Source organism: Archangium lansingense (assembly GCF_026626635.1).
GTDB lineage: Bacteria > Myxococcota > Myxococcia > Myxococcales > Myxococcaceae > Archangium > Archangium lansingense.
This window is the reverse complement of record NZ_JAPNKA010000001.1, coordinates 11,801,913-11,821,773: the sequence shown is the minus strand read 5'-3', so window position 1 is coordinate 11,821,773 and position 19,861 is coordinate 11,801,913. Positions and strand designations below refer to the sequence as shown.

The following is a 19,861-nucleotide window of genomic DNA, read 5'->3' as shown; positions in this document are numbered from 1 at the left end:
CACACCGGGCAGGAGCGCTCGCCCGCCCGGTTGTTCCTCGACGCACGGGAGCCTGCTCTAGAGGCTCGTGGCGGGCGCGTGGCTTCCGGCGGGGCTGACGTCGAGCGCCATCACCAGCAGCAGCACCACGCAGGGCATGGCCATGGCGGGTGCGCCGTAGCGCAGGTAGAGCGCCGAGCCGAGGATGCTGCCCAGCAAGAAGGCGAGGGCCAGGCCCACGTGCAGCCGGGTGCGCTCGAACTGCTCGGCGGAGGGCAGGTCCAACATCTTGCGCCAGAGGCCCCGCAGGCCCCGCTCGCGGGCCCCGTCGCGCACCCAGACGGCCATGCGCACCAGCTGGATGCCGATGTCCGTGAGCACGCCGGTGAGGTGGGTGGTACGCACCACGGCGCCGGAGACGCGGGTGACGAGAGCGTTCTGCAGGCCCATCGCGAACGCCAGGCTCCACATGAGCGTGGGCTCGTTGCTGTCGGGGTGCTCGTGGAACCACAGGCCCACCCCGCCGAGCGTCACCAGTTCCACGAGCAGGGCTCCAGCATGGCGGCCCCGCTGCCGGTGGCGCGAGGCATCCAACAGCGCTGCGGCGGTGATGGCACCCACCACGAAGGCGAGCACCATCTGGCCGGCCAGCAGGGCGCCCTCCCACTTCCCGCTGGCGACCGCCTCGCCCACCGCGGTGACGTGCCCCGTCATGTGGGTGAGGTGCTGGCCGAAGGCGAAGAAGCTGGTGGCGTTGACAGTCCCAGCGGCCGCGGCCAACAGCAGGGCGAGCGTGGAATAGGCGAGGCGACTGCGACGCGGTGTCGCTGCGCTGAACATGGTTTGCGAGTCACCCCCGTGAGCGGACGGCGTCGTCCGTGAATAGCATGCCGCACCTCATGGTGCCGATGTGGAGGTGCGGGGACTCCTGTCCGTGGAGCAGCCGGGTGGGCGCCTCTACCCCGGAGGCCACTCCATGGGGCGTCCACCGAGCAGGTGCAGGTGGATGTGGAACACCGTCTGCCCGGCATCGCGCCAGGTGTTGAACACCAGCCGGTAGCCCCTGTCGGCGATACCGCGCTGGCGGGCCAGCTTCGCGGCGGTGAGGTGCAGGTGGCCCACCAACTCACGGTGCGCCTCGGTGAGGTCGTTCATCGTGGGGATGTGCTCGAGCGGGATGACGAGCAGGTGCGTGGGCGCCTGGGGGTTGATGTCCTCGATGGCCAGGCAGTGCTCATCCCGGTGAACGATCCTGGCGGGGACCTGGCCGTCGCGAATCTTGCAGAAGATGCAGTCGGGCATGGGGCCTCGGCTTAGCAGGGCCGTACTCGTGGGGAAATGGTCTCGCGGGCGGACGTCGATTCACGGAAGGCGCGCGGACCAGGCCGGATCCGGAGCGCAGTGGCCACTGGGCAGGCGCACCAGGGCGAAGGGGCCCTCGGAGGCCACCACCTGGCCATCGGCCACGGCGCCGGACACGGTGAGCACGTGGCTGTAGAGGCCGGACTCGCGCCCCGGACCGTTGTGCGCATAGAGGGGCACGTCGCGGTGGAAGTAGCTGTAGCCACCCGTCCATGCCAGGTGCGCCGCCTCCACCTTCAGGCCGCACACGTCCGGGAGCCGGCCGGCGGTGATGAGCAGGCGGTTGACGGGACCGAAGTCGTCCCAGGCGTTCTGGAGGGACTTCGGCCCCGGGTACTGCCCGAGGTCCCGGAAGGTCAGCCCGCTTATGCGCAGGCCGGAGAAGCCCGCCACCGCCACCACCACCAGTGGCAGGGCGAGCCGGGCGGGGGAGGGCGGCAGGTGGCGCATCACCGTGTCCAGCCCCACGCCGGCGATCGCGGCGAACAGGGGCAGCACGGGGACCAGGAAGCGCAGCTCCTTGTGCGGCTGCAGTGCGTGGAGGAGGTAGAAGGCGGCGGCCACTCCGAGCAGCCCAGGGGCCCGCCGCGCCGCGAACAGCGCCAGCACCACCGTCACCAGGGTGACACCGCTCATGGCCCGGAACAGGACGCGGTTGTAGAAGTGGAAAGGCTCGGTGCCGAAGCCAGCGGCCCCGTTCTTCACGACGTTGAAGTCCAGGTACACCAGGGCCGAGTGGAACCAGCGGCCCCAGGTGAGCCTGTCGAGCAGCCCGAAGAGGAGCGCCCACCCGGCGAGCACGGCCAGCGCGTCGCGCAGGGCCCTCCAGTCGCGCCGGGCCGCCAGCACTCCGAGCAGACCCACGCAGAAGACGCCATTCTGCAGGCGCAGCAGCACGGCGAGCCCCAGCAGCGAGGCTCCTGCCACCCCCGCGCGGCGCGAGGCCCCCGGAGCGAGCGCCAGCGCCAGTCCCAGCACCACCGGCAGCGCGGAGGCGTTCTCGCTCATGGCCCGGGGGGCGAAGTACAGGGGCACGGCCGCGAGCGCGAAGAGTGAGGCCCCCGCGGCCGCCGCCAGCGCCGAAGCTCCGTACGCTCGGGCCAGCCGCCAGCTGCCCCACGCAGTTGCAGCCCCTATCAGTCCGAAAACGCCTCGGGTCACGCCCAGGTATCCCCGGGGTTCCTCCAGGCCCACCAGCGTGGACAGCTTGAACAGCGCGGCCACCAGCCCGGGCAGCGTCCAGTTGCGGGCCCCTTCGATGAACTCCCAGGCCTGCATCCCGTAGCCGAAGACGAGCCGGTGCGCTGGCTCCAGGCTCTGGTAGATCTCATCCGGCCACGAGAGCCCGTCTTCCGTGAGCGCCAACCACACTCGGAGTGCGGCCCCCACCCCCAGGCTCAGGACGAGAACAGCCCGGGCGAGGAGCCGCTCGGCGGGGGCTTCAGCGGTGGGGGGGGAGGCGGACATAAGGGTTCACCACAGGGTTCACCACGCAAACGGTCCGGCGGGTGATATTCCACCCTTGCCGATGAACTCAATCCGGGTCTCACAGCTTCTCGAGGATCGCGAGTACGACCTCCGGCTTACCCTGGTGGCGGGCGAGCGTGGGCTGCAACGCCGCGTCAACTCCTCACGCATCCAGAAGCCGGGCCTGGCGCTCACGGGCTTCACCGAGCACCTCCACCCGCATCGGGTGCAGGTGTTCGGCAACACGGAGGTCTCCTACCTGCGCACGCTCTCCGAGGAGCGGCAGCGCGAGGTGCTGGACTCGCTCTTCCAGGAGGAGCTGGCCTGCGTGGTGGTGACCAAGGACATCCCCCCGCCCACGGCCCTGGTGGAGGCGTGCGAGAAGGCCGGGCTGGCGCTGATGCGCTCCCCGCTGCTCTCCAGCCAGTTCATCCAGCAGGTGCAGGCCTGCCTGGAGGAGGCCCTCACCGAGTCCAGCAGCCTGCACGGCGTGCTGATGGACGTGTTCGGCGTGGGCATCCTGCTGCTGGGCAAGAGTGGCATCGGCAAGAGTGAGATTGCCCTGGACCTGGTGATGCGCGGCCACCGGCTGGTGGCGGACGACATCGTGGACGTGACGCGGCGCCGGCCCGGCGTGGTGTATGGCACGGGCAACCCCGTCATCCGCCACCACATGGAGATCCGCGGCCTGGGCATCATCAACATCAAGGACCTGTTCGGCGTGGCCTCGGTGCGCGAGCGCAAGAAGATCGAGCTCGTGATTGAATTGCACGAGTGGGACCCGCAGCAGGAGTATGACCGGCTGGGGGTGGAGGACCGGTTCATGAACATCGTGGGCGTGGACATCCCGCTGTCGGTGGTGCCGGTGCGCCCGGGTCGCAACATGACCACCATCATCGAGGTGGCCGCGCGCAACCAGTTGCTCAAGCAGCAGGGTCACCACTCGGCGAGGGAGTTCGCCGAGCGGCTCAACCGCGCCATCGCCGAAGGGGCGATGCGCCGCTCCATGGGTGAGGAAGTCGAGTGAACACGGCCCCCGCCAAGCACGTCGTCATCATCACGGGCATGTCCGGCTCGGGTAAGTCCACCGCCATTCGCGCGCTGGAGGATGTCGGCTTCTTCTGCATCGACAACCTACCCATCCTGCTGCTGCCCAAGCTGACGGAGCTGGCCGGGGGCGGGCAGTTCGAGCACCTGGCGCTGGTGGTGGACGCTCGCGAGGGCATCTTCCTGCTGGATGCGCCGCGGGTGCTGGACGAGGTGCGCCGGGCGGGGCACCACGTGGAGGTGCTCTTCCTGGACGCGAGCGACGAGAGCCTCATCCGACGCTTCAGCGAGACGCGCCGCCGTCATCCGCTGGCGCCCACCGGCAGCGTGTCCGAGGGGATTCAAGCCGAGCGCGAGGCGCTCCATGACTTGAGGGAGCTGGCGGACCAGGTCATCGACTCGTCGGTGCTCAACGTGCACGACCTGAAGCGCATGGTGCAGGCGCGCTTCAACCCGGAGCCGACGAGCGGTCCGTCGCTGTCCGTCATGTCCTTCGGCTTCCGGCACGGGGTGCCGCCGCAGGCGGACCTGGTGTTCGACGTGCGCTTCCTGCCCAACCCGTACTTCGTCCCGGAGCTCAAGGGGCTCACGGGGAAGGATCCGCGGGTGGCGGCGTACGTGCTGGACCGCGAGGAGACGCAGCAGTTCGTGGAGAAGGTGGTGGACCTCTGCCAGTTCCTCTTCCCGCGCTACCAGAAGGAGGGCAAGGCCTACCTGACGGTGGCGCTGGGGTGCACGGGCGGCAAGCACCGCTCGGTGGCCATCGCCGAGGAGCTGCGCAAGCGCCTCGTTGGGGAGCATCAGCGCGTGCAGCTGTGGCACCGCGATGTCGAGAAGGAGTAGCCGCGCGGCGCTACCTCCTGGTTCGCGGGTTCTGAGGCGCCTCGCTTCGAGAACCGGCGGGGCGAGCCTCCCGTGCGGGCCCTCTTGTTCTGGCTCGCATCCGGGGTCGAATGTGATTCTTCGCCCCGCCATGCCGCGCTCCGCCCTCGTGCTCGCCGCATTCTTCGTCCTGCTCCTCGGGGGACTCTCCGCCCGGGCCCAGCCCTCCGCTCCCGTGAGCGAGCGGCGTCTGGCGGCAGTGCGCGTGGAGCAGGCTCCTCGGGTGGACGGGGTGCTCGACGACGACATCTGGCGGCGCATCCCCTTCACCAGCGACTTCCTGCAGAAGGAGCCCGAGCAAGGCAAGCCGTCCACGCTGCGCACCGAGGTGGCCTTCGTCTACGACGCGGAGGCCCTCTACGTGGGCGCGCGCATGGCCAGCGACAAGCCCGAGGACATCGAGACGGTGATGACCCGGCGCGACGAGAGCGGCTCCGCTGAGCGCCTCATCATCTCGCTGGACACGTATCGGGACCGGCGCACCGCCTACAGCTTCGCTGTCACTGCCGCGGGTGTGCGCGTGGACTGGTACCACCCACAGGACCACGAGTACGTCCGCGACTCCTCCTACAGCCCCGTCTGGGAGGCCCGCACCACGCAGACGTCCGAGGGCTGGGTGGCCGAGCTGCGCATCCCCTTCTCGCAGCTGCGCTTCAACGCCGCTGAGGAACAGGTGTGGGGCTTCAACATCAACCGCTACATCCCCCGCCGCAACGAGGACGCCTTCTGGGTGGTGGTGCCGCGTGATGTCACTGGCTGGGCCTCGCACTTCGGCGAGCTGACGGGCATCCGCGGTGTGGCGCCCTCGCGCCGCATCGAGGTGGTGCCCTACGTGGCCGGGGACCTCCAGGCGGTCTCGGGTACCAACCCACGTGCGGGCACGCCCTTCGAGAGCCGACGCCCGTACTCGGGCCGCGCGGGCCTGGACGCCAAGATTGGCCTGGGGCCCAACCTCACCCTGGACACCACGGTGAACCCGGACTTCGGACAGGTCGACGCGGATCCGGCCCAGGTGAACCTCACCGTCTTCGAGAACTTCTTCGAGGAGCGCCGCCCCTTCTTCACCGAGGGCGGCCAGCTCCTCAACAACAGCAGCGGCTACGGGCCCGTCTACTTCTACTCGCGCCGTGTCGGGGGGGCGCCGCGTCTCTCCGCGAGGGCGGACTTCGTCGAGTCCCCTCGGGCCAGCACCATCTGGGGCGCGGCGAAGCTCACGGGGCGGTTGTCCTCGGGCCTGTCGTTGGGGGCCCTGGGCGCCTTCACCGGTGACGCGTTCGCGGACACCTACGACTTCGCCTCCCAGGCGCAGGGCCGGGTGAAGCTGGATTCGCGCACCGGCTTCGGCGTGCTGCGCGCGCAGCAGGAGCTGGGGCCCGGCGGCTCGGTGGTGGGGGCCACCCTCACCACGATGTACCGGCACATCGGTGATGGGCAGGGCCTCACGCGGCAGCTCGCCCGTGAGGCGTACTCGGGGGGCGCGGACTTCCGGCTGCGTCTGGGCACCGACTACTTCATCTCCGGCTACGCGGGCGGCAGCCTGGTGCGTGGAGACCCCGAGGCCATCACCCGCCTCCAGGAGTCCAGCGCGCGCTACTTCCAGCGACCGGACCAGACGTACGTGGGTGTGAATCCCGAGGCCACCTCGCTGTCCGGCTACGCGGTGGGCGCGAAGGTGGAGCGGGTGAGTGGCGAGCACTGGCTGTGGAACGCCAGCGCCAACGCGCTGTCCCCCGGCTTCGAGCTCAACGACCTGGGCCGGCTCAACACCGCGGACGACCTCGACGTCAACCTGGGCCTCACCTACCGCGAGACGAACCCGGGCCGCCTGCTGCGCAACTGGGAGCTGGGCCTGTCCGCCGCCTCCAACTGGAACTACGGCCTCACACGCCAGTCCAGCTACCTCGAGCTGACCGGCTCGGCCACCTTCCCCAACTTCTGGGCGGGCGAGTTCCGGGTGACGTACCTGCCGCGTGCCTTCTCCGACTCACTCACCCGAGGCGGGCCGCTCATGCAGACGGGGCAGGGCGTGGACGGGGAAGTCATCCTCGAGAACAGCTTCAACGACACCACGCGCTGGAACGTGAGCGGTGGGGCGTGGGCGTACGAGCTGGGCACCCGGGGCGGCTTCGTGTCGGCCTCGCTCACCCTGCAGCCCCACCGGCGCCTGCGCCTGGGCCTGGAGCCCTCCGCCTCGCTCTACACCGAGGGCGTGCAGTACGTGGACACGCTGGCGGGCGGCCGCGCGGAGACGTTCGGCAAGCGCTACGTCTTTGGCGCGGTGCAGCGTCGCGAGGTGGCGCTGCGGCTGCGCGCCAACCTCTTCCTCTCCCCGGACCTGAGCATCGAGGCCTACGCCGAGCCCTTCGCCTCCAGCGGCTCCTTCAGCGGCTTTGGCGAGCTGGAGCGGGCTGGTGGCCTCACCTTGCGCCGCTATGACTCTTCCTCGCGCCTGGCTGACGGGGGGCTGGAGCTGGTGGATGGGGGCACCACCCTCCGCCTGGACGACCCGGACTTCAACCTGCGCTCCTTCCGCAGCAACGTGGTGCTGCGCTGGGAGTGGCGCCCGGGCAGCACGCTCTTCCTCGTGTGGCAGCAGGACCGCTCCATGCGCTCGGCCCAGGGCAACCCGCTGTCGCCTCGCTTCCTGGGGGATTCGCTCACCTCTCCTGGTGGCCACACCTTCGCCCTCAAGCTGAGCTGGTGGTTCCCCGCCGGCTGACTCCTCCCTCTCCCTCCAGGAGAGGGCCGGGTGCGGATTGCGCGCCTGCATCCTCACACCCTCGCTCGCGCGCCTCCATCCCATTGGGTGGCAAGATGCGGAAGTGATAGAGGGTTCCTCCTCTCGGCTGCCCGTGCCTCCTCGTCTGGCAGCCGACAGCGCATCGTCCGTTGGACGGTGAAATTGCGGGCGGGGAGGCGGAACCTGCCTTACCTTCCTTCAGGGAAGGGAAGGTGGGAGCGAGTAGGGTGGTGGCTTGGGTGCCAACGGAAACTTTCGGTGGGGGTTGCGCATCGCACCATTCAGGCGTAGTCAGGCAGCCCTGGGGGGGCTGGTGAGAGGTGATCATGGTCGGCCTCGTAGTGGCATCGCACGGACGTCTGGCGGACGAGCTGGTAGCGACCGCTGAGCAGATCGTGGGCAAGCTGCCCGCGGTGGCCACCTGCAACATCGAGCCTGGAACCTCTGTCGAGGAGCTCCGGGCGAAGATGCGGCAGGCGGTGGCCGCTTTGGATCAGGGTGATGGCGTCATCGTCATGGCCGACCTCTTCGGCGGCACTCCGTGCAAGGAGTCGCTGATGATGTGCTCGGAGCGCTGTCAGTCGGGCAAGCTGGAGGTGCTCGCGGGCGTGAACCTGCCCATGCTCCTGAAGGCCAACTCCCTGCGCTCGGAGGACCTGCCGCTGTCGGAGATGGCCAGCCAGTTGGCGTCCTACGGACAGCGCAACATCACCTGTGCTTCAGCCCTGTTGCGCGAGGCCCAGCAGCGTCAGCCGCAGCCGCCCGCGCCGCGAACTTGACGGCCCCCCGAGGGTGGGCGATTCGAGACTGCTGTGATCTCCCTGGTCCGCGTCGACAACCGCCTCATTCATGGACAGGTCGTCGAGGCCTGGCTCCCGCATTTGAAGGTCTCGCGCGTCGTCGTCGCTGACGACGAGGCCGCCAGCAGCCCGCTGGTGCGCGCGGCCATGTCTCTGGCCGTGCCGAGCGCCATCGAGGTCCAGATTTTTCCTCTGGCGCAGGTGGACTTCGCGGCCATCTCCAAGGATTCCGTCAAGACGCTGGTGCTGCTGCGGGACGTGGCGGCGGCGCCCTTCGCCCAGGCGCACGGGCTGAAGGTGGAGCAGCTCAACCTGGGCAACGTGCACTTCGGCACGGGCCGGAGGCAGGTGTCGCCGTCCGTCTTCCTGGCCGAGTCGGAGCTGCAGGCGCTGCAGCGGCTGGCGAGCTCGGGCATGAGGGTGGAGGCGCGGGCGGTCCCGGCGGAGAAGCCGGTGGAGCTGCCAGAGCTGCTCGAGCGGTGGGGAAAGGGGGCGTGAGTCTGTGAACGTGGGCTGGACCCAGGTGGCGCTCGCCGGCATCTGGGGCGGCCTCGTCGCAGTGGAGCGCAAGGCCTTCCTCCAGGCCATGTTCTCCCGGCCGCTGGTGGCGGCTACCGTCATGGGGGTGCTCCTCAACGACGTGCCCTCGGGGCTCTTCATCGGCATGTTGCTGGAGCTCTTCCACCTGGGCACGGCCAACCTGGGCGCCTCGTTGCCGGACAACGACACGCTGTCGGCCACTGGCACCTCGGCGGCGGCGGCCACCATGGCTGCCGCCACGGGCGCGGGCTCCACGCCGGCCCTCTGGTCCATCTCCATCCTCCTCTTCGTGGGGTTGGGGCGGGTGGGCCAGGTGGTGGACCGCGGGTTGGAGCGCTACTCGTCGCGGCTGGCGCGCAAGGCCCTGGCCTCGGCCGAGGCGGGCCAACTCACCCGGGCCATGCAGCAGAACCTGTGGGGCATGTGGCCGCACTTCGTCCTCTTCGGGATGATTACCGCCGCGTGCGCGCTGGCGGGCTTCTTCCTCGGGCCGCAGCTGGAGCGGCTGCCGCTGCCGGCGCTGAGGGGCCTGGCGTGGGCCTACCCGGCCATGGCCTCGGTGGCGGCCTCCATCGCCGCCCGGGGCAGCCATGCGCGGCGCGCCGCCTTGTACGCGGGCCTGGGGGCCGGAGCCGTCACGCTGGCCGTGGTGGTCTACCTCTACCTCCTGAGGGAGGGGGGATGAGCGTCGTCAGCCCGCCCCTCACCCGCGGAGTGCTGCTGCGCGTCTTCCTGCGCTCGCTCTTCCTGCAGGCCTCGTGGAATCCCCAGGGCATGCAGAACCTGGGACTGGCCTACGCCATCTACCCGGCCCTGGAGAAGCTCTACCCGGACAAGCAGGCGCTCGAGGAGGCGGTGCGCCGGCACCTCGTCTTCTTCAATACCCACCCGTATGTGGCCGCGGCCATCGTGGGCGGGGTCCTCTACCACGAGCAGCGGATTGCTCGGGGCGAGGAGCCGCCGGACAGGGTGGTGGCCTTCAAGGCGGCCCTCATGGGCCCCCTGGCGGCGCTGGGGGATGGCTTCTTCTGGCTGTCGCTCAAACCGGCCACCGGGGCGGTGTGCGCGGCGCTGGTTCCGGTGCTGGCGGCGTGGGCGGCGGTGCTCTTCCTCGTCCTCTACAACCTCGTCCACCTGACGCTCCGGGCCCGGTTGTACTTGCTGGGACTGTCGTTGGGGGACAGGCTGGTGGAGGCGGTGGCGCGGGCAAATCTCCCCACTCGGGGAGCGAAGCTGAGGGCGGTGGCGGCGGGGTGTGCAGGCGGGCTGGCGGCCTGGCTGGCCGTCACTTTCGGAGCCAATGCGGGCGGCCGGTTCGCACCCTTGCTGTCTGCGGGCTGCCTGGCCATGGGGGTAGCGTCCTACCTCTTGGTCGCCCGTCGTGTTCCTAACTACGTGGTGCTCTATCTCGCAGCGGGACTGGCCTGGGTGGCAGGGGCCTTCTTGTAGAAGAGAGGAGAACAGGGACTGGCAATGAGTGTGGCCGAAGGGACATTCGAGATCATCAACGTGCTGGGGTTGCATGCCCGGGCTGCGGCGCAGTTGGTTCAGGTGGCCAACCGCTACAAGAGCGAAGTGATGCTCCTGTGCGAGGGCCAGAAAGCCAACGCCAAGTCCATCATGGGCGTGCTGATGCTGGCGGCGGCCAAGGGCATGGAAGTGACGGTGACGTGTAAGGGGGACGACGCGGAGGCGTGTCTCCAGGACATCCAGAAGCTCATCGCCAATAGGTTCGGCGAGTCGCAGTGAAGCCAAACGCGCGGCGAGTCGCCGCAGACGAAGAAGGGACCGTGAGCAGCCAGGCCACCCCCACGTTGAGTCTGAAGGGCATCGGCGCCTCACCAGGCGTGGCGGTGGGCCACGCCTACATCCTGGACCGCAAGCGGGTGCGTACCCCCAAGCTGCGGCTGGCCGAGGCCGAGGTTGACCCTGAGCGGATGCGGATGAAGACGGCGTTGGACCTGTCCGACCGCCAGCTCTCCGAGCTCAAGGAGCAGATAACTCGGACGGAAGGTCCCGAGCACGGCCTCATCATCGAGGCCCACCGGTTGATGCTCCACGATCCAATGTTCGTGGACGAGGTGAACCGGCTGATTGTCGAGGACCGCATCAACGCGGAGTGGGCGGTGCGGCGGGTGGCGCGCAAGCTCAAGCACCTCTTCGACAACATCCCGGACGAGTACTTCCGGGAGCGGCGCTCGGACGTGGAGTACGTGGCGGACCGGGTGGTGCGCAACCTCATGGGGCAGGTGGTGGACGAGGAGGTGACGCTGCCGGACCACGCGGTGGTGGTGGCGCACGACCTGTCGCCAGCGGACACGGCGATGATGGCGCGCAGCGGGCGGGTGGCGGGCTTCGTCACGGACCTGGGTGGCCAGACGAGTCACACGGCCATTGTGGCGCGCGCACGTTCCACGCCGGCGGTGGTGGGGGCGGGGCGGGCCAGTGAGCAGATTTCGCCGGGAGACCTGGTGGCCTTGGACGGCACGCGGGGCACCATCCTGGTCAACCCCACGGAGGACCAGCTGGCGCTCTTCCACGAGACGATGCGCCGCCATCAGGAGAATGAGGCTCGGGCGCTGGAGGCCAAGGACCTGCCGGCGCAGAGCACGGACGGCTTCCGCATGCGGCTGGTGGGAAACATCGAGTTCCCGGAGGAAATCGAGCCACTGCTGGCGCACGGGGCGGAGGGCATCGGCCTGTACCGCACCGAGTTCATGTTCCTGGACCGCAAGAGCCCGCCGACGGAGGAGGAGCAGTACCGGGCGTACCGGCAGGTGCTGGAGGCAATGGGCGGCAGGCCCGTCACCATCCGCACGCTGGACCTGGGCGGGGACAAGGTTCCGGGCAAGGGGAAGTTCGAGAAGGAGCCCAACCCGGCGATGGGGCTGAGGGCCATCCGCTACTGCCTGGCCAACCGGGAGCTGTTCCGGGTTCAGCTCCGGGCGCTGCTGCGGGCGAGCGTGCACGGAAACATGCGGATGATGTTCCCGCTCATCTGCGGCATGAGCGAGCTGCGCGAGGCTCGGAGCGAGCTGGAGGCCTGCCGCACGGAGCTGGGGCGTGCGGGCGTGCCGATCGGCAAGCGCTTCCAGGTGGGCATCATGGTGGAGACGCCGAGCGCGGCCCTGATTGCCGACCGGCTGGCACAGGAGGCGGACTTCTTCTCGGTGGGGACGAACGACCTCATCCAGTACTCGCTGGCCATCGACCGGCAGAACCGGGACGTGGCGTACCTGTACAAGCCGTTGCACCTGTCGGTGCTGCGCTCGCTGAAGAACATCGTGGCGGCGGCGAAGGAGGCGGGAATCCCGGTGGCCATGTGCGGAGAGATGGCGGGAGACCCCATCTACTCGCTGGTGCTGCTGGCGCTGGGCTTCGACGAGCTGTCGATGACGGCGGGGCAGATTCCGACGGTGAAGGACATCATCCGGCGGTCGAACCGTGCGGATGCGAAGCAGTTGCTCGATACGGCCATGGAGCTGACGACGGCGGAGGAGATCGAGCGCTTCATCCGCACGGAGATGGAAAAGCGCCTCGGCGACGTGCTGTGAGCCCCACCCCATGTCCCCTCTCCCTCTGGGAGAGGGCGAGGGTGAGGGTCTGCCTAGCTTCGGGGCTCCACCGAGTCCTCACCTGCCTTGGGTGTCTCGTGTGAGGCGACGTCGTGGTCAGCGACGAGCTGGTACTTCTTGCGGATGCGGCGGATGGCGCTCTCGAAGAAGCGCAGGCCGGCGAGGGCGAAGAGGGCGAGCCCCGTGGTGGCGACGGCGAGCACGGGCAGACCAAAGCCGACAGCGAGGCCCACGGAAGCGGTGAGCCAGAGGTTGGCGGCGGTGGTGAGGCCCCGGATGCTGGCGCCGTGGCGGAGGATGGCACCGCCGCCGAGGAAGCCGATGCCGACGACAACCTGACTGGCGATGCGGGTGATGTCGGCGCGAACCTCCGCGGGCGTGCTGGCGTCGAGCGGCTGCTCGGCGAAGAGGCTGCACAGCGTGAAGAGGCAGGAGCCGAGGCAGACGAGGATATGGGTGCGCAGGCCGGCGCTCTGCCCGCGCAGCTCGCGCTCGAAACCGAGCGCGAACCCGAGCCCGAAGGAAATACCAAGCCGGACGAGGGCGGTGCTCTGGTCCAGCATGGGCGGCTACTCTCCGAGCTCGATCTTCTCCTCGACATCCGCCTCGCTGAGGGTGGGGCGCGGGAGGGTGTCGAGCGTTGCGCTCAGGAGACGGAAGGTGGGGCCGACGTAGGGCGCGACGTCGGCGCCGAGCTCACCCGTGTACTGGACGGTGAGCTCCTTGTAGCGCTCGTCCTCGGAGGGCCAGCTTCCGGCGGCTTCGGCGGCCCAGACCTCCTGGCCGTCGCGGCAGCGCAGCAACTGGGCCTTCACGGCGGCCTCTACGCCGTTGCCGGTGCGCTTCACGTCGGGGGAGAGCCAGAGGACGCCCTCGATGCCTTCGACGCACAGGCCCTTCTGGGCGGTGTCCTCGGGAGCGCCAGCGATGGCGAGGCTGGTCTTGGCGATGAAGTCGCGGTTCTGGTTGACGTAGCGGCGGGCGATGAGGCTCCACAGCTCGCCGACGTCCTGCTTGCCTTCAGGGAGCGGCTGGGTGACCACGACCAGACGCTTGACCTGAGTCTTGTCCACGGTCTCGTAGTCGGGGCGGACACGGCTGCTCTTCACGGTGGCACAGCCGGCGAGCAGCACGAGTCCCAGCACGAGCGCGAGTCGATTCATCGTCGATTTCCTCTCCCGGCCCTACTCCCGGCGCGGGAGAGGGCGCCCGTTTCTACACCACTCACCCTACGGCCATCACCACCAGCCGGGACAGTCCGTACACCAGCACGGCCATGAGCGCCGCGGCGGGAATGGTGAACACCCACGCCCAGATGATGCGGCCAGCCACGCCCCACTTCACCGCGCGCCAGCCCTTGGTGGAGCCCACGCCCGTGATGGCGCCAGTGATGGTGTGCGTGGTGGACACGGGGATGCCCAGCTTCGCCAGCGCGATGATGGTGACGCCTCCACCCGTCTCCGCGGCGAAGCCGCCGATGGGTGCCAGCTTGGTGAGGCTGTGCCCCATCGTCTTCACGATGCGCCAGCCGCCGAAGAAGGTGCCCAGCGCGATGGCCGCGTGGCACGAGATGATCATCCACCAGTCGATGTGGAAGGGCCGGTCCTTCCAGATGGTGCCGAAGAGCACCACCGCGATGATGCCCATCACCTTCTGCGCGTCATTGGTGCCGTGGCTGTAGGAGAAGATGGCCGAGGATACGAGCTGCAGGCGCCGGAACCACGTGTCCACCTTCAGGGGCGTCTGCTTGTGCACCGTCCACGTGCTCAGCACCATCAGCGCCGTGCCGAGCACCATGCCGATGAAGGGCGAGAGCACGATGAAGACGGCGATCTTCGCGATGCCCGAGCCCACCAGTCCGGCGACGCCGAGCACCGGCAGCGTGGCGCCAATCATGCCCCCGGCCAGCGCATGGGAGGACGAGGAGGGCAGGCCCCACCACCACGTCAGCAGGTTCCACGCGATGGCGCCCATCAGCGAGGAGAAGATGACCAGGAGCACGGCTTCCGAGCCCGCTGCGCGCAGCATCTCGAAGTCGATGATGCCCTTGCCCATGGTGTTGGCCACCTTCACCCCACCGCCAAACGCGGCGACGAAGTTGAAGAAGGCGGCCCAGGCTACGGCCAGGTTCGGCGACAACACGCGCGTGGACACCACCGTGGCGATGGAGTTGGCCGCGTCGTGGAAGCCGTTGATGAAGTCGAAGATGAGCGCGACTCCGACAATGAGGACGACAGCGGTGAGCAGCATTACGAGTGCTCCAGGACCACGCCTTCGATGACGTTCGCCACACCCTGGCACTTATCCGTGGCCGTCTCGATGAGGTCGTAGACCTCCTTCCACTTGATGATCGTCAGCGGGTCCGCGCCGCTCTTGAAGAGCCGGCCCAGTCCCGCGCGCAGCACCTCGTCCGCCTGCGTCTCCAGGCGCTTGATCTCCTTGCAGCCCGCGAGGATCTGCTCGGGCTTCTTGATGAGCCGCAGCGCCGCCACCACCTCCTGGACCTTCTCGGCGCTGATCACCAGCAGCCGCGCCAGCTCCGTGGCGTCCGGCAGGCTCGACTGGATTTCGTAGTAGTGGATGCGGCTCGCCGCCGCGTTGGTCAGGTCCAGCACGTCGTCGATGCGCGACAGCAGGGTGTGGATCTGCCCCCGGTCGAACGGGGTGATGAACTGCTTGTGCAGCCGGTTGAAGGCGGTGTGCGTGACCTCATCGCCCTTGTGCTCAATGTCCTTGAGGGCCTGCACCCGGGTGGCTACGTCCCGGAAGTCGCTCAGCAGGGTGTGCAGCATCCGGGCGCCTTCCACCGTGACGGCACACTGGGCATCGAAGTCGTCGAAGAACTCGTCCGACTTGGGCATCAGCTTCTCGAGCATCGCGCTTCTCCTGGGCCGGACTTGACGCGTCCAGTCACCCATCCGTTGCGAGGGCGTGACTACAACACCTGTTGATAAGTACCAGCATGAAAGATGCGTTCGCGTCTCAAGGCGTTGGCAGCAGCGCGGTTACCCGCGCCACCACCTCCTGCACCTTGAAAGGCTTGAGGATGACCTCCACCCCCTGCACCCGGGAGTGAGCATCCGGACGGGCGGAGAGCACCAGGACGCGCAGGTGACGCGTGTCCGGGTGGGCCCGAAGCTGGCAGAACAGCTCCGCCCCATCCATGTCGGGCAGCATCAGGTCCAGCAAAACCAGGTCTGGCAGGGCCTCGCGTACCCGTGCCAGGGCCTCCGCTCCAGTATGAACCTGGGTGGTCGTGAAGCCCGCCCGCCCCAGGTTGTACGCCAGCAGCTCCGCCAGGTCCGGTTCGTCATCGACGATCAGGATGTGCGGCATGCGCGGACTGTAAGGGCCTCCCTCTCCAGTGCTCGTGACACTTTCGTGACACCTGGGCCCGAGCCGCACCCGCCGTTCAAGTTATCCAACTGCTGAGTGACTCGAACACCCACTGTCCGTTCTGGATTCGCGCCAGGTATCTCCCCCCGCGCCAGCGCGCGTTCCAAGTGATGAGGGCCTGGTCTCCCTTCGCGTTGAGGAGAAGGGAGACGTCGAGGCCGAAGAAGCGGCCGAAGCGTTCCTCGGCCTTCGCGATTTCCTCGGACGTGAATACGAGGGTACGCGAGGTCAGCCGGACGCCGCGCAGGCCGCCGCGCTTCATCTCGAGGAAGGTCACATCGTAGCGGGACTCTGGCGTGGTGCCCTTCGGGAGCCGCAGCACGTCCTGGGGGCTGTCTTCGTCGGGCAGGCCCACCTCCAGGCCCTTCTGCACGTGCTCCCCTTCATTCAGCATGGCGAGGAACGCTGCCAGCAGCCGGGCCTCGGGGCCCTCCGAGCCGCGGTCGACGGCGGGCACCTGCGGCAGGGGATCCTCTCCATCGGAGAGGCCATCCGCATCGGTGTCCGCGGCCTTCGGGTCGGTGAGGAAGCGCTCCTCGACGAGGTCCGGGAGCCCATCCGCGTCGGAGTCCCTCTGGAGCTCGGAGAGGCGGGCCTGGAGGAAGAGGTTCTTCTTCTCCCGCTTCGTCGTGAGCTTGAGGGGAGGGAAGGTGATGCTCTTCTCTTCCAGCTCACGCACCGAGGCCTCGAGCCGGAGCGTGTCGCCGTCGAGCATGGGGAGCGAGGACTTCTTCGCGAGCTCGTAGGGCCTGTATTGCCGCAGGCCCGTATAGAGGAGCGAGCTCCAGGTGCGGCCTCCATCCTGGGACTCGAGGAGCCAGTAGCCGCCGCCGGAGACTTCGCCCACCGGGTCCAGACGCTGCGAGAGGGCGAGGAGCAGGACGCGCTTGCCGGAGCGCTCGGCGCGCACGGCGTGGAATCCCGCGGGCGGCTGGAGCCCACTCTTGATGGGACTCCATCGCGGAGACGGCTTCGTCTTGGGTGCCTCGGCCAGTGGGTGCTCGGTGAAGGCCGAGGCGGACGGTGCGGCGAGCAGCTCTCGGATGCGGGGGGCGACTGGATCTGCCTCCGCTGCGGGCATGCTGTCCCCAGTCTGCTTCGGGAGGGCCGCGAGGGCGGACTCGAGCCGCGCGAGCCGCTCCTTGTCCGCGGCCTCGAAGGTGGCCCGTGCGCCGTCGAGGAAGGTGAGGTGGGCCTGCAGCGGCATCACGTCGGGTTTCCGCCGCTCGGATTCCACCGCGAGGCTCAGGTGATCTCGCGCCTCCTCCTGGTAGCGGGACTGGAAGACCTGGGCGAGCATCAAGTTCCACGGGTACTCGAGTACCCGGCCGCAGCGCGCATCCGCGACGAGGAGCGAGAAGGGGTCGGCCCCAGGCTCCGGCTTCAGGAGGAAGGAGAGGAGGGCGTGATGGACCTCAGGCGAGCAGTCCTTGCCCTGCTCTCGGAGATTCGAGGGGACCGGCGCCGCGTGGGCGAACCAGTCCGCTGCCGCCTGCGTGTCTCCTCCGAGCAGCAGGGCCGCGGCGAGTCCGGGGCGCAGGTCTCCCGGGGGCTCCACCTCTATGCGATCGCCTCCAACGGTGGAGATGTAGTGGGAGTCCTGCACGGTCCATCTCCCCGCGAGGAGCGCCTCCCGCGCCGTGGCCGGGAGCTGCCGGGCCAGCTCCACCGCGAGCGAGGGTTGCTGCTGCTTCAGGAGATTGCGGAGGAGCCGCTCGGCGGTTGCGGCAGGGAAGTCCCCGTCCTGATGGGCGCGCAGGGCCTGGAAGGCGGCGAAGTAGAACAGGGTGGCCGTCCTCCCGTGCTCTCCCAGTCCGAGCGCCTCGAGCGCGCGTGGCAGCACCTCCGGCTGACGGCTGACGGCGAGGGCGGCAAGCGGAACGTGCCAACCATGGAGGTCTCCGCCCATCCGTGAGAGTTGGATGGCCGTCTCGACGGGAGCAGGAGCTGCATCCAGGGCTTCGAGGAAGCGCGCCTCGAACTCCTGTTTTGGCACCAGGTAGCTCTGGGGCAGGGTGAGTATCGCCGTGAGCACGACCAGACTGCCGGGAGCTTCGTGCGCGGCGGTCAGATAGGACTCCAGCGCGCGCCGGACCTGCTCGGGAGTGAGCGTTGCCCAGGGGTCGTCCGGTGGGATGGTCACGAGCTGGCCGAGGAGCAGCGCTCGTGCTGCGGCTGCGTTCAACGCGTACCGCTCCCGCAGCTTCGCGATGACGTGACCGGGCTCGGGGTGTTCGAGCGCGGCTCGTACGATGACCGTGTAGGGATCCTCCAATCCCAGACGCTCGAAGTGCGGCTCCTCATCGTGCTCGGGAGGCTCCTTCAACCTTCTGAAGGTCTGGAGGAGCTCGTGCAACTCGGCAGCACTGGCGGGAGCGGAGGCCGCGAGCGTGGGGCTCGTGAGCCCGAGCAGGAGCAGAGCCAACAGCCACGGGCCCACGACGAACACACCAGGCTTGTGCACGAGGTACCCTCCGATTCACTTCGCGGAGGATACTCTCGTGCTCGGAGCCGCGGGCGCTCAGACCTTGTAGAGCAGGTCCATGTACTTCTTGAGCAGGTCGCTGATCAGCCCCCGGAAGGGAACCGTGCCCGCCATGCCGTAGACGGGCGCCATGGTGCCCTTATCGGACGGGTGGGCGCGCACGTGCTCGACGGCGGCCTTCAGGTCCTCGAGGAAGCGCTCGGCCACGCCGGGCTGGGTGTGCCGCTGGGTGACGCACAGGTGCACCGAGGCCGGCTTGTGCAGTCCATTGAGGCTCCAGCCCTTCTCGCTCAGGTGCTCCATCACCTTGTAGATGTCCACGTCGCTCGAGCCGAAGGCGATGACGAAGAGCGGCTCGCCGAGCACGTGCAGTCCGGGAATGGAACGGATGCCGCGCTTGATGACGCTGGCCGTCTCCAAGATGCGCCGGGTGGCGTCCAGGTAGCCCTCCTCGCCAGTGGCCACGAGCGAGGCCCAGGCGGCCGCGATGAGCGCACCGGGCCGGCTGCCGGAGAAGGTGGGGGAGAAGTAGATGCCGCCGGGCCACTCGGTGGCGGTGAAGTACTGGTGCGAGCGCAGCGCGGTGCCGCGGTACAGCACCACGGACGTGCCCTTGGCCGCGTAGCCGAACTTGTGCGTGTCCGCGGACATGGTCGTCACGCCGGGCAGCCGGAAGTCGAACTCCGGCACCGGGTAGCCGAGCTTGCGCGCCCAGGGGAGCACGAAGCCGCCCAGACACGCGTCAGTGTGGAAGCCGATGCCCCGCTTGCGCGCCAGCTCCGACAGCTCCTCGATGGGGTCGATGACCCCGTGCGGGAACCCCGGCGCCGAGCCGATGACCACGATGGTGTTGCGGTTGATGGCCTTGCGCGTGGCCTTCACGTCCGCGCGGTAGTCCGGCCCCACGGGCACACGCACCATCTTGATGCCGAAGTAGTGCGCGGCCTTGTCGAAGGCGGGGTGCGCGCTGGACGGGGCCACCATCTCGGGCCGGGTGATGCCCTTCGTCTCGTGCGCCCAATCCCGGTACGTCTTCATCGCGAGCATGATGCTCTCGGTGCCACCCGAGGAGAGCGCGCCGCAGATGTGCTCTTCCGGGGGCCTGCCCGCGTTGGCCTCGGCGGCGCCGAGCATGTGGGCCGTCATGGCCACCACCTCGGCCTCGAACTTGGTGGCGCTGGGCCAGAGGTCCGCGTGCAGCGGGTTGCTCTGCGAGTTGATGGCGTACACGCGGTTGAGGAAGTCGATGTGCTCGGAGTCACCGTTGTACACGGCCCCCGACACGTAGCCGTCCTTCCAGCGGTCCTCCTCCTTCTCGCGCATGCCCCCCATCTGCCGCAGCACCTCCTCGTGCGAGAGGCCCTTGGTGGGCAGCGTTTGGAAGGTGGGCGTCTGGCCGCGGTAGGGCTTCAGTCCGCCCTCCAGCTCGGCCAGCATCGAGTCCGTCTCCTTCGACAGCCGGTCGCGCAGCAGGGGGACGTTCTTGAGGTACCGCTCCGCCACCGAGAGCAGCCGGGGCGGCACACGATTGAGGAGATTCGTTCCGAGCTCGGGAAGATCCATGGTGTTCCTGTGCTCCTGTGAGGGC

19 protein-coding genes are annotated in these 19,861 nt (G+C 68.7%); 9 read left to right on the top strand and 10 right to left on the bottom strand.

The genetic code is table 11. The annotated features are described in order from the left end of the window. Positions 1–57: 57 nt before the first annotated feature. The 3 genes from OV287_RS47140 to OV287_RS47130 all read right to left on the bottom strand — a co-directional run bounded on the left by OV287_RS47140 (position 58) and on the right by OV287_RS47130 (position 2,808). Complete coding sequence (locus OV287_RS47140) at positions 58–819, bottom strand: YoaK family protein (RefSeq protein ID WP_267540629.1); 762 nt, start codon at positions 817–819, stop codon at positions 58–60. A gap of 117 nt (positions 820–936) precedes the next feature. After that, positions 937–1,281 carry a histidine triad nucleotide-binding protein gene (locus tag OV287_RS47135; protein ID WP_267540628.1) on the bottom strand — a complete coding sequence of 115 codons (345 nt, stop codon included), beginning with the start codon at positions 1,279–1,281 and terminating at the stop codon, positions 937–939. 60 nt (positions 1,282–1,341) lie between these two features. Continuing rightward, positions 1,342–2,808, bottom strand: a complete 1,467-nt coding sequence (locus OV287_RS47130; protein WP_267540627.1) for a glycosyltransferase family protein — start codon at positions 2,806–2,808, stop codon at positions 1,342–1,344. Between the two features lie 61 nt (positions 2,809–2,869). On the opposite strand from OV287_RS47130, the gene hprK reads away from it, so the two are divergent. The 9 genes from hprK to ptsP all read left to right on the top strand — a co-directional run bounded on the left by hprK (position 2,870) and on the right by ptsP (position 12,371). Beyond that, positions 2,870–3,835, top strand: coding sequence for an HPr(Ser) kinase/phosphatase (gene hprK, locus OV287_RS47125; protein ID WP_267540626.1), 966 nt, complete (start codon positions 2,870–2,872; stop codon positions 3,833–3,835). Next, the gene (rapZ, locus tag OV287_RS47120; protein ID WP_267540625.1) at positions 3,832–4,698 is read left to right on the top strand and encodes an RNase adapter RapZ; all 867 of its coding nucleotides are present in this window, start codon (positions 3,832–3,834) and stop codon (positions 4,696–4,698) included. The genes hprK and rapZ overlap by 4 nt, the downstream gene beginning before the upstream one ends. A gap of 130 nt (positions 4,699–4,828) precedes the next feature. Further along, on the top strand, positions 4,829–7,456 hold the full coding sequence (locus OV287_RS47115; protein WP_267540624.1) for a DUF5916 domain-containing protein: 2,628 nt from the start codon (positions 4,829–4,831) through the stop codon (positions 7,454–7,456). A 347-nt stretch (positions 7,457–7,803) separates the two neighbouring features. Beyond that, positions 7,804–8,256: a PTS sugar transporter subunit IIA gene (locus OV287_RS47110; protein WP_267540623.1), complete on the top strand. Its 453-nt coding sequence runs from the start codon at positions 7,804–7,806 to the stop codon at positions 8,254–8,256. 33 nt (positions 8,257–8,289) lie between these two features. After that, positions 8,290–8,775 carry a PTS sugar transporter subunit IIB gene (locus tag OV287_RS47105; protein ID WP_267540622.1) on the top strand — a complete coding sequence of 162 codons (486 nt, stop codon included), beginning with the start codon at positions 8,290–8,292 and terminating at the stop codon, positions 8,773–8,775. A gap of 4 nt (positions 8,776–8,779) precedes the next feature. After that, positions 8,780–9,502 (top strand): PTS sugar transporter subunit IIC, encoded by a 723-nt coding sequence (locus tag OV287_RS47100; RefSeq protein WP_267540621.1) that lies wholly within the window; start codon positions 8,780–8,782, stop codon positions 9,500–9,502. Beyond that, the gene (locus OV287_RS47095) at positions 9,499–10,266 is read left to right on the top strand and encodes a PTS system mannose/fructose/sorbose family transporter subunit IID (RefSeq protein WP_267540620.1); all 768 of its coding nucleotides are present in this window, start codon (positions 9,499–9,501) and stop codon (positions 10,264–10,266) included. Before OV287_RS47100 ends, OV287_RS47095 begins: the two co-directional genes overlap by 4 nt. Before the next feature lie 24 nt (positions 10,267–10,290). Continuing rightward, complete coding sequence (locus OV287_RS47090) at positions 10,291–10,566, top strand: HPr family phosphocarrier protein (RefSeq protein WP_267540619.1); 276 nt, start codon at positions 10,291–10,293, stop codon at positions 10,564–10,566. 41 nt (positions 10,567–10,607) lie between these two features. Beyond that, positions 10,608–12,371, top strand: coding sequence for a phosphoenolpyruvate--protein phosphotransferase (ptsP, locus tag OV287_RS47085; protein ID WP_267540618.1), 1,764 nt, complete (start codon positions 10,608–10,610; stop codon positions 12,369–12,371). Between the two features lie 53 nt (positions 12,372–12,424). On the opposite strand, the gene OV287_RS47080 is transcribed toward ptsP, so the two are convergent. From OV287_RS47080 to OV287_RS47050, 7 genes are all read right to left on the bottom strand, one after another. Further along, positions 12,425–12,955 (bottom strand): MgtC/SapB family protein, encoded by a 531-nt coding sequence (locus OV287_RS47080; protein WP_267540617.1) that lies wholly within the window; start codon positions 12,953–12,955, stop codon positions 12,425–12,427. A gap of 6 nt (positions 12,956–12,961) precedes the next feature. After that, positions 12,962–13,555: an MXAN_6521/LA_1396 family lipoprotein gene (locus tag OV287_RS47075; protein WP_267540616.1), complete on the bottom strand. Its 594-nt coding sequence runs from the start codon at positions 13,553–13,555 to the stop codon at positions 12,962–12,964. 61 nt (positions 13,556–13,616) lie between these two features. Beyond that, complete coding sequence (locus OV287_RS47070; protein WP_267540615.1) at positions 13,617–14,642, bottom strand: inorganic phosphate transporter; 1,026 nt, start codon at positions 14,640–14,642, stop codon at positions 13,617–13,619. After that, on the bottom strand, positions 14,642–15,268 hold the full coding sequence (locus OV287_RS47065) for a DUF47 domain-containing protein (protein WP_267540614.1): 627 nt from the start codon (positions 15,266–15,268) through the stop codon (positions 14,642–14,644). The genes OV287_RS47070 and OV287_RS47065 overlap by 1 nt, the downstream gene beginning before the upstream one ends. A 106-nt stretch (positions 15,269–15,374) precedes the next feature. Then, the gene (locus OV287_RS47060; RefSeq protein ID WP_267540613.1) at positions 15,375–15,728 is read right to left on the bottom strand and encodes a response regulator transcription factor; all 354 of its coding nucleotides are present in this window, start codon (positions 15,726–15,728) and stop codon (positions 15,375–15,377) included. A gap of 76 nt (positions 15,729–15,804) precedes the next feature. Continuing rightward, positions 15,805–18,252, bottom strand: coding sequence for a hypothetical protein (locus OV287_RS47055; RefSeq protein ID WP_267540612.1), 2,448 nt, complete (start codon positions 18,250–18,252; stop codon positions 15,805–15,807). Between the two features lie 57 nt (positions 18,253–18,309). Then, the gene (locus OV287_RS47050; protein WP_267540611.1) at positions 18,310–19,836 is read right to left on the bottom strand and encodes a pyridoxal phosphate-dependent decarboxylase family protein; all 1,527 of its coding nucleotides are present in this window, start codon (positions 19,834–19,836) and stop codon (positions 18,310–18,312) included. Positions 19,837–19,861: the final 25 nt, after the last annotated feature.

What these genes read in the sequence shown, in the direction of transcription:
- OV287_RS47140 (WP_267540629.1), bottom strand. Translation starts at nt 819, where the DNA reads ATGTTCAGCGCAGCGACACCGCGTCGCAGTCGCCTCGCCTATTCCACG.
- OV287_RS47135 (WP_267540628.1), bottom strand. Translation starts at nt 1,281, where the DNA reads ATGCCCGACTGCATCTTCTGCAAGATTCGCGACGGCCAGGTCCCCGCC.
- OV287_RS47130 (WP_267540627.1), bottom strand. Translation starts at nt 2,808, where the DNA reads ATGTCCGCCTCCCCCCCCACCGCTGAAGCCCCCGCCGAGCGGCTCCTC.
- hprK (WP_267540626.1), top strand. Translation starts at nt 2,870, where the DNA reads ATGAACTCAATCCGGGTCTCACAGCTTCTCGAGGATCGCGAGTACGAC.
- OV287_RS47115 (WP_267540624.1), top strand. Translation starts at nt 4,829, where the DNA reads ATGCCGCGCTCCGCCCTCGTGCTCGCCGCATTCTTCGTCCTGCTCCTC.
- OV287_RS47110 (WP_267540623.1), top strand. Translation starts at nt 7,804, where the DNA reads ATGGTCGGCCTCGTAGTGGCATCGCACGGACGTCTGGCGGACGAGCTG.
- OV287_RS47095 (WP_267540620.1), top strand. Translation starts at nt 9,499, where the DNA reads ATGAGCGTCGTCAGCCCGCCCCTCACCCGCGGAGTGCTGCTGCGCGTC.
- OV287_RS47090 (WP_267540619.1), top strand. Translation starts at nt 10,291, where the DNA reads ATGAGTGTGGCCGAAGGGACATTCGAGATCATCAACGTGCTGGGGTTG.
- OV287_RS47080 (WP_267540617.1), bottom strand. Translation starts at nt 12,955, where the DNA reads ATGCTGGACCAGAGCACCGCCCTCGTCCGGCTTGGTATTTCCTTCGGG.
- OV287_RS47075 (WP_267540616.1), bottom strand. Translation starts at nt 13,555, where the DNA reads ATGAATCGACTCGCGCTCGTGCTGGGACTCGTGCTGCTCGCCGGCTGT.
- OV287_RS47070 (WP_267540615.1), bottom strand. Translation starts at nt 14,642, where the DNA reads ATGCTGCTCACCGCTGTCGTCCTCATTGTCGGAGTCGCGCTCATCTTC.
- OV287_RS47065 (WP_267540614.1), bottom strand. Translation starts at nt 15,268, where the DNA reads ATGCTCGAGAAGCTGATGCCCAAGTCGGACGAGTTCTTCGACGACTTC.
- OV287_RS47060 (WP_267540613.1), bottom strand. Translation starts at nt 15,728, where the DNA reads ATGCCGCACATCCTGATCGTCGATGACGAACCGGACCTGGCGGAGCTG.
- OV287_RS47050 (WP_267540611.1), bottom strand. Translation starts at nt 19,836, where the DNA reads ATGGATCTTCCCGAGCTCGGAACGAATCTCCTCAATCGTGTGCCGCCC.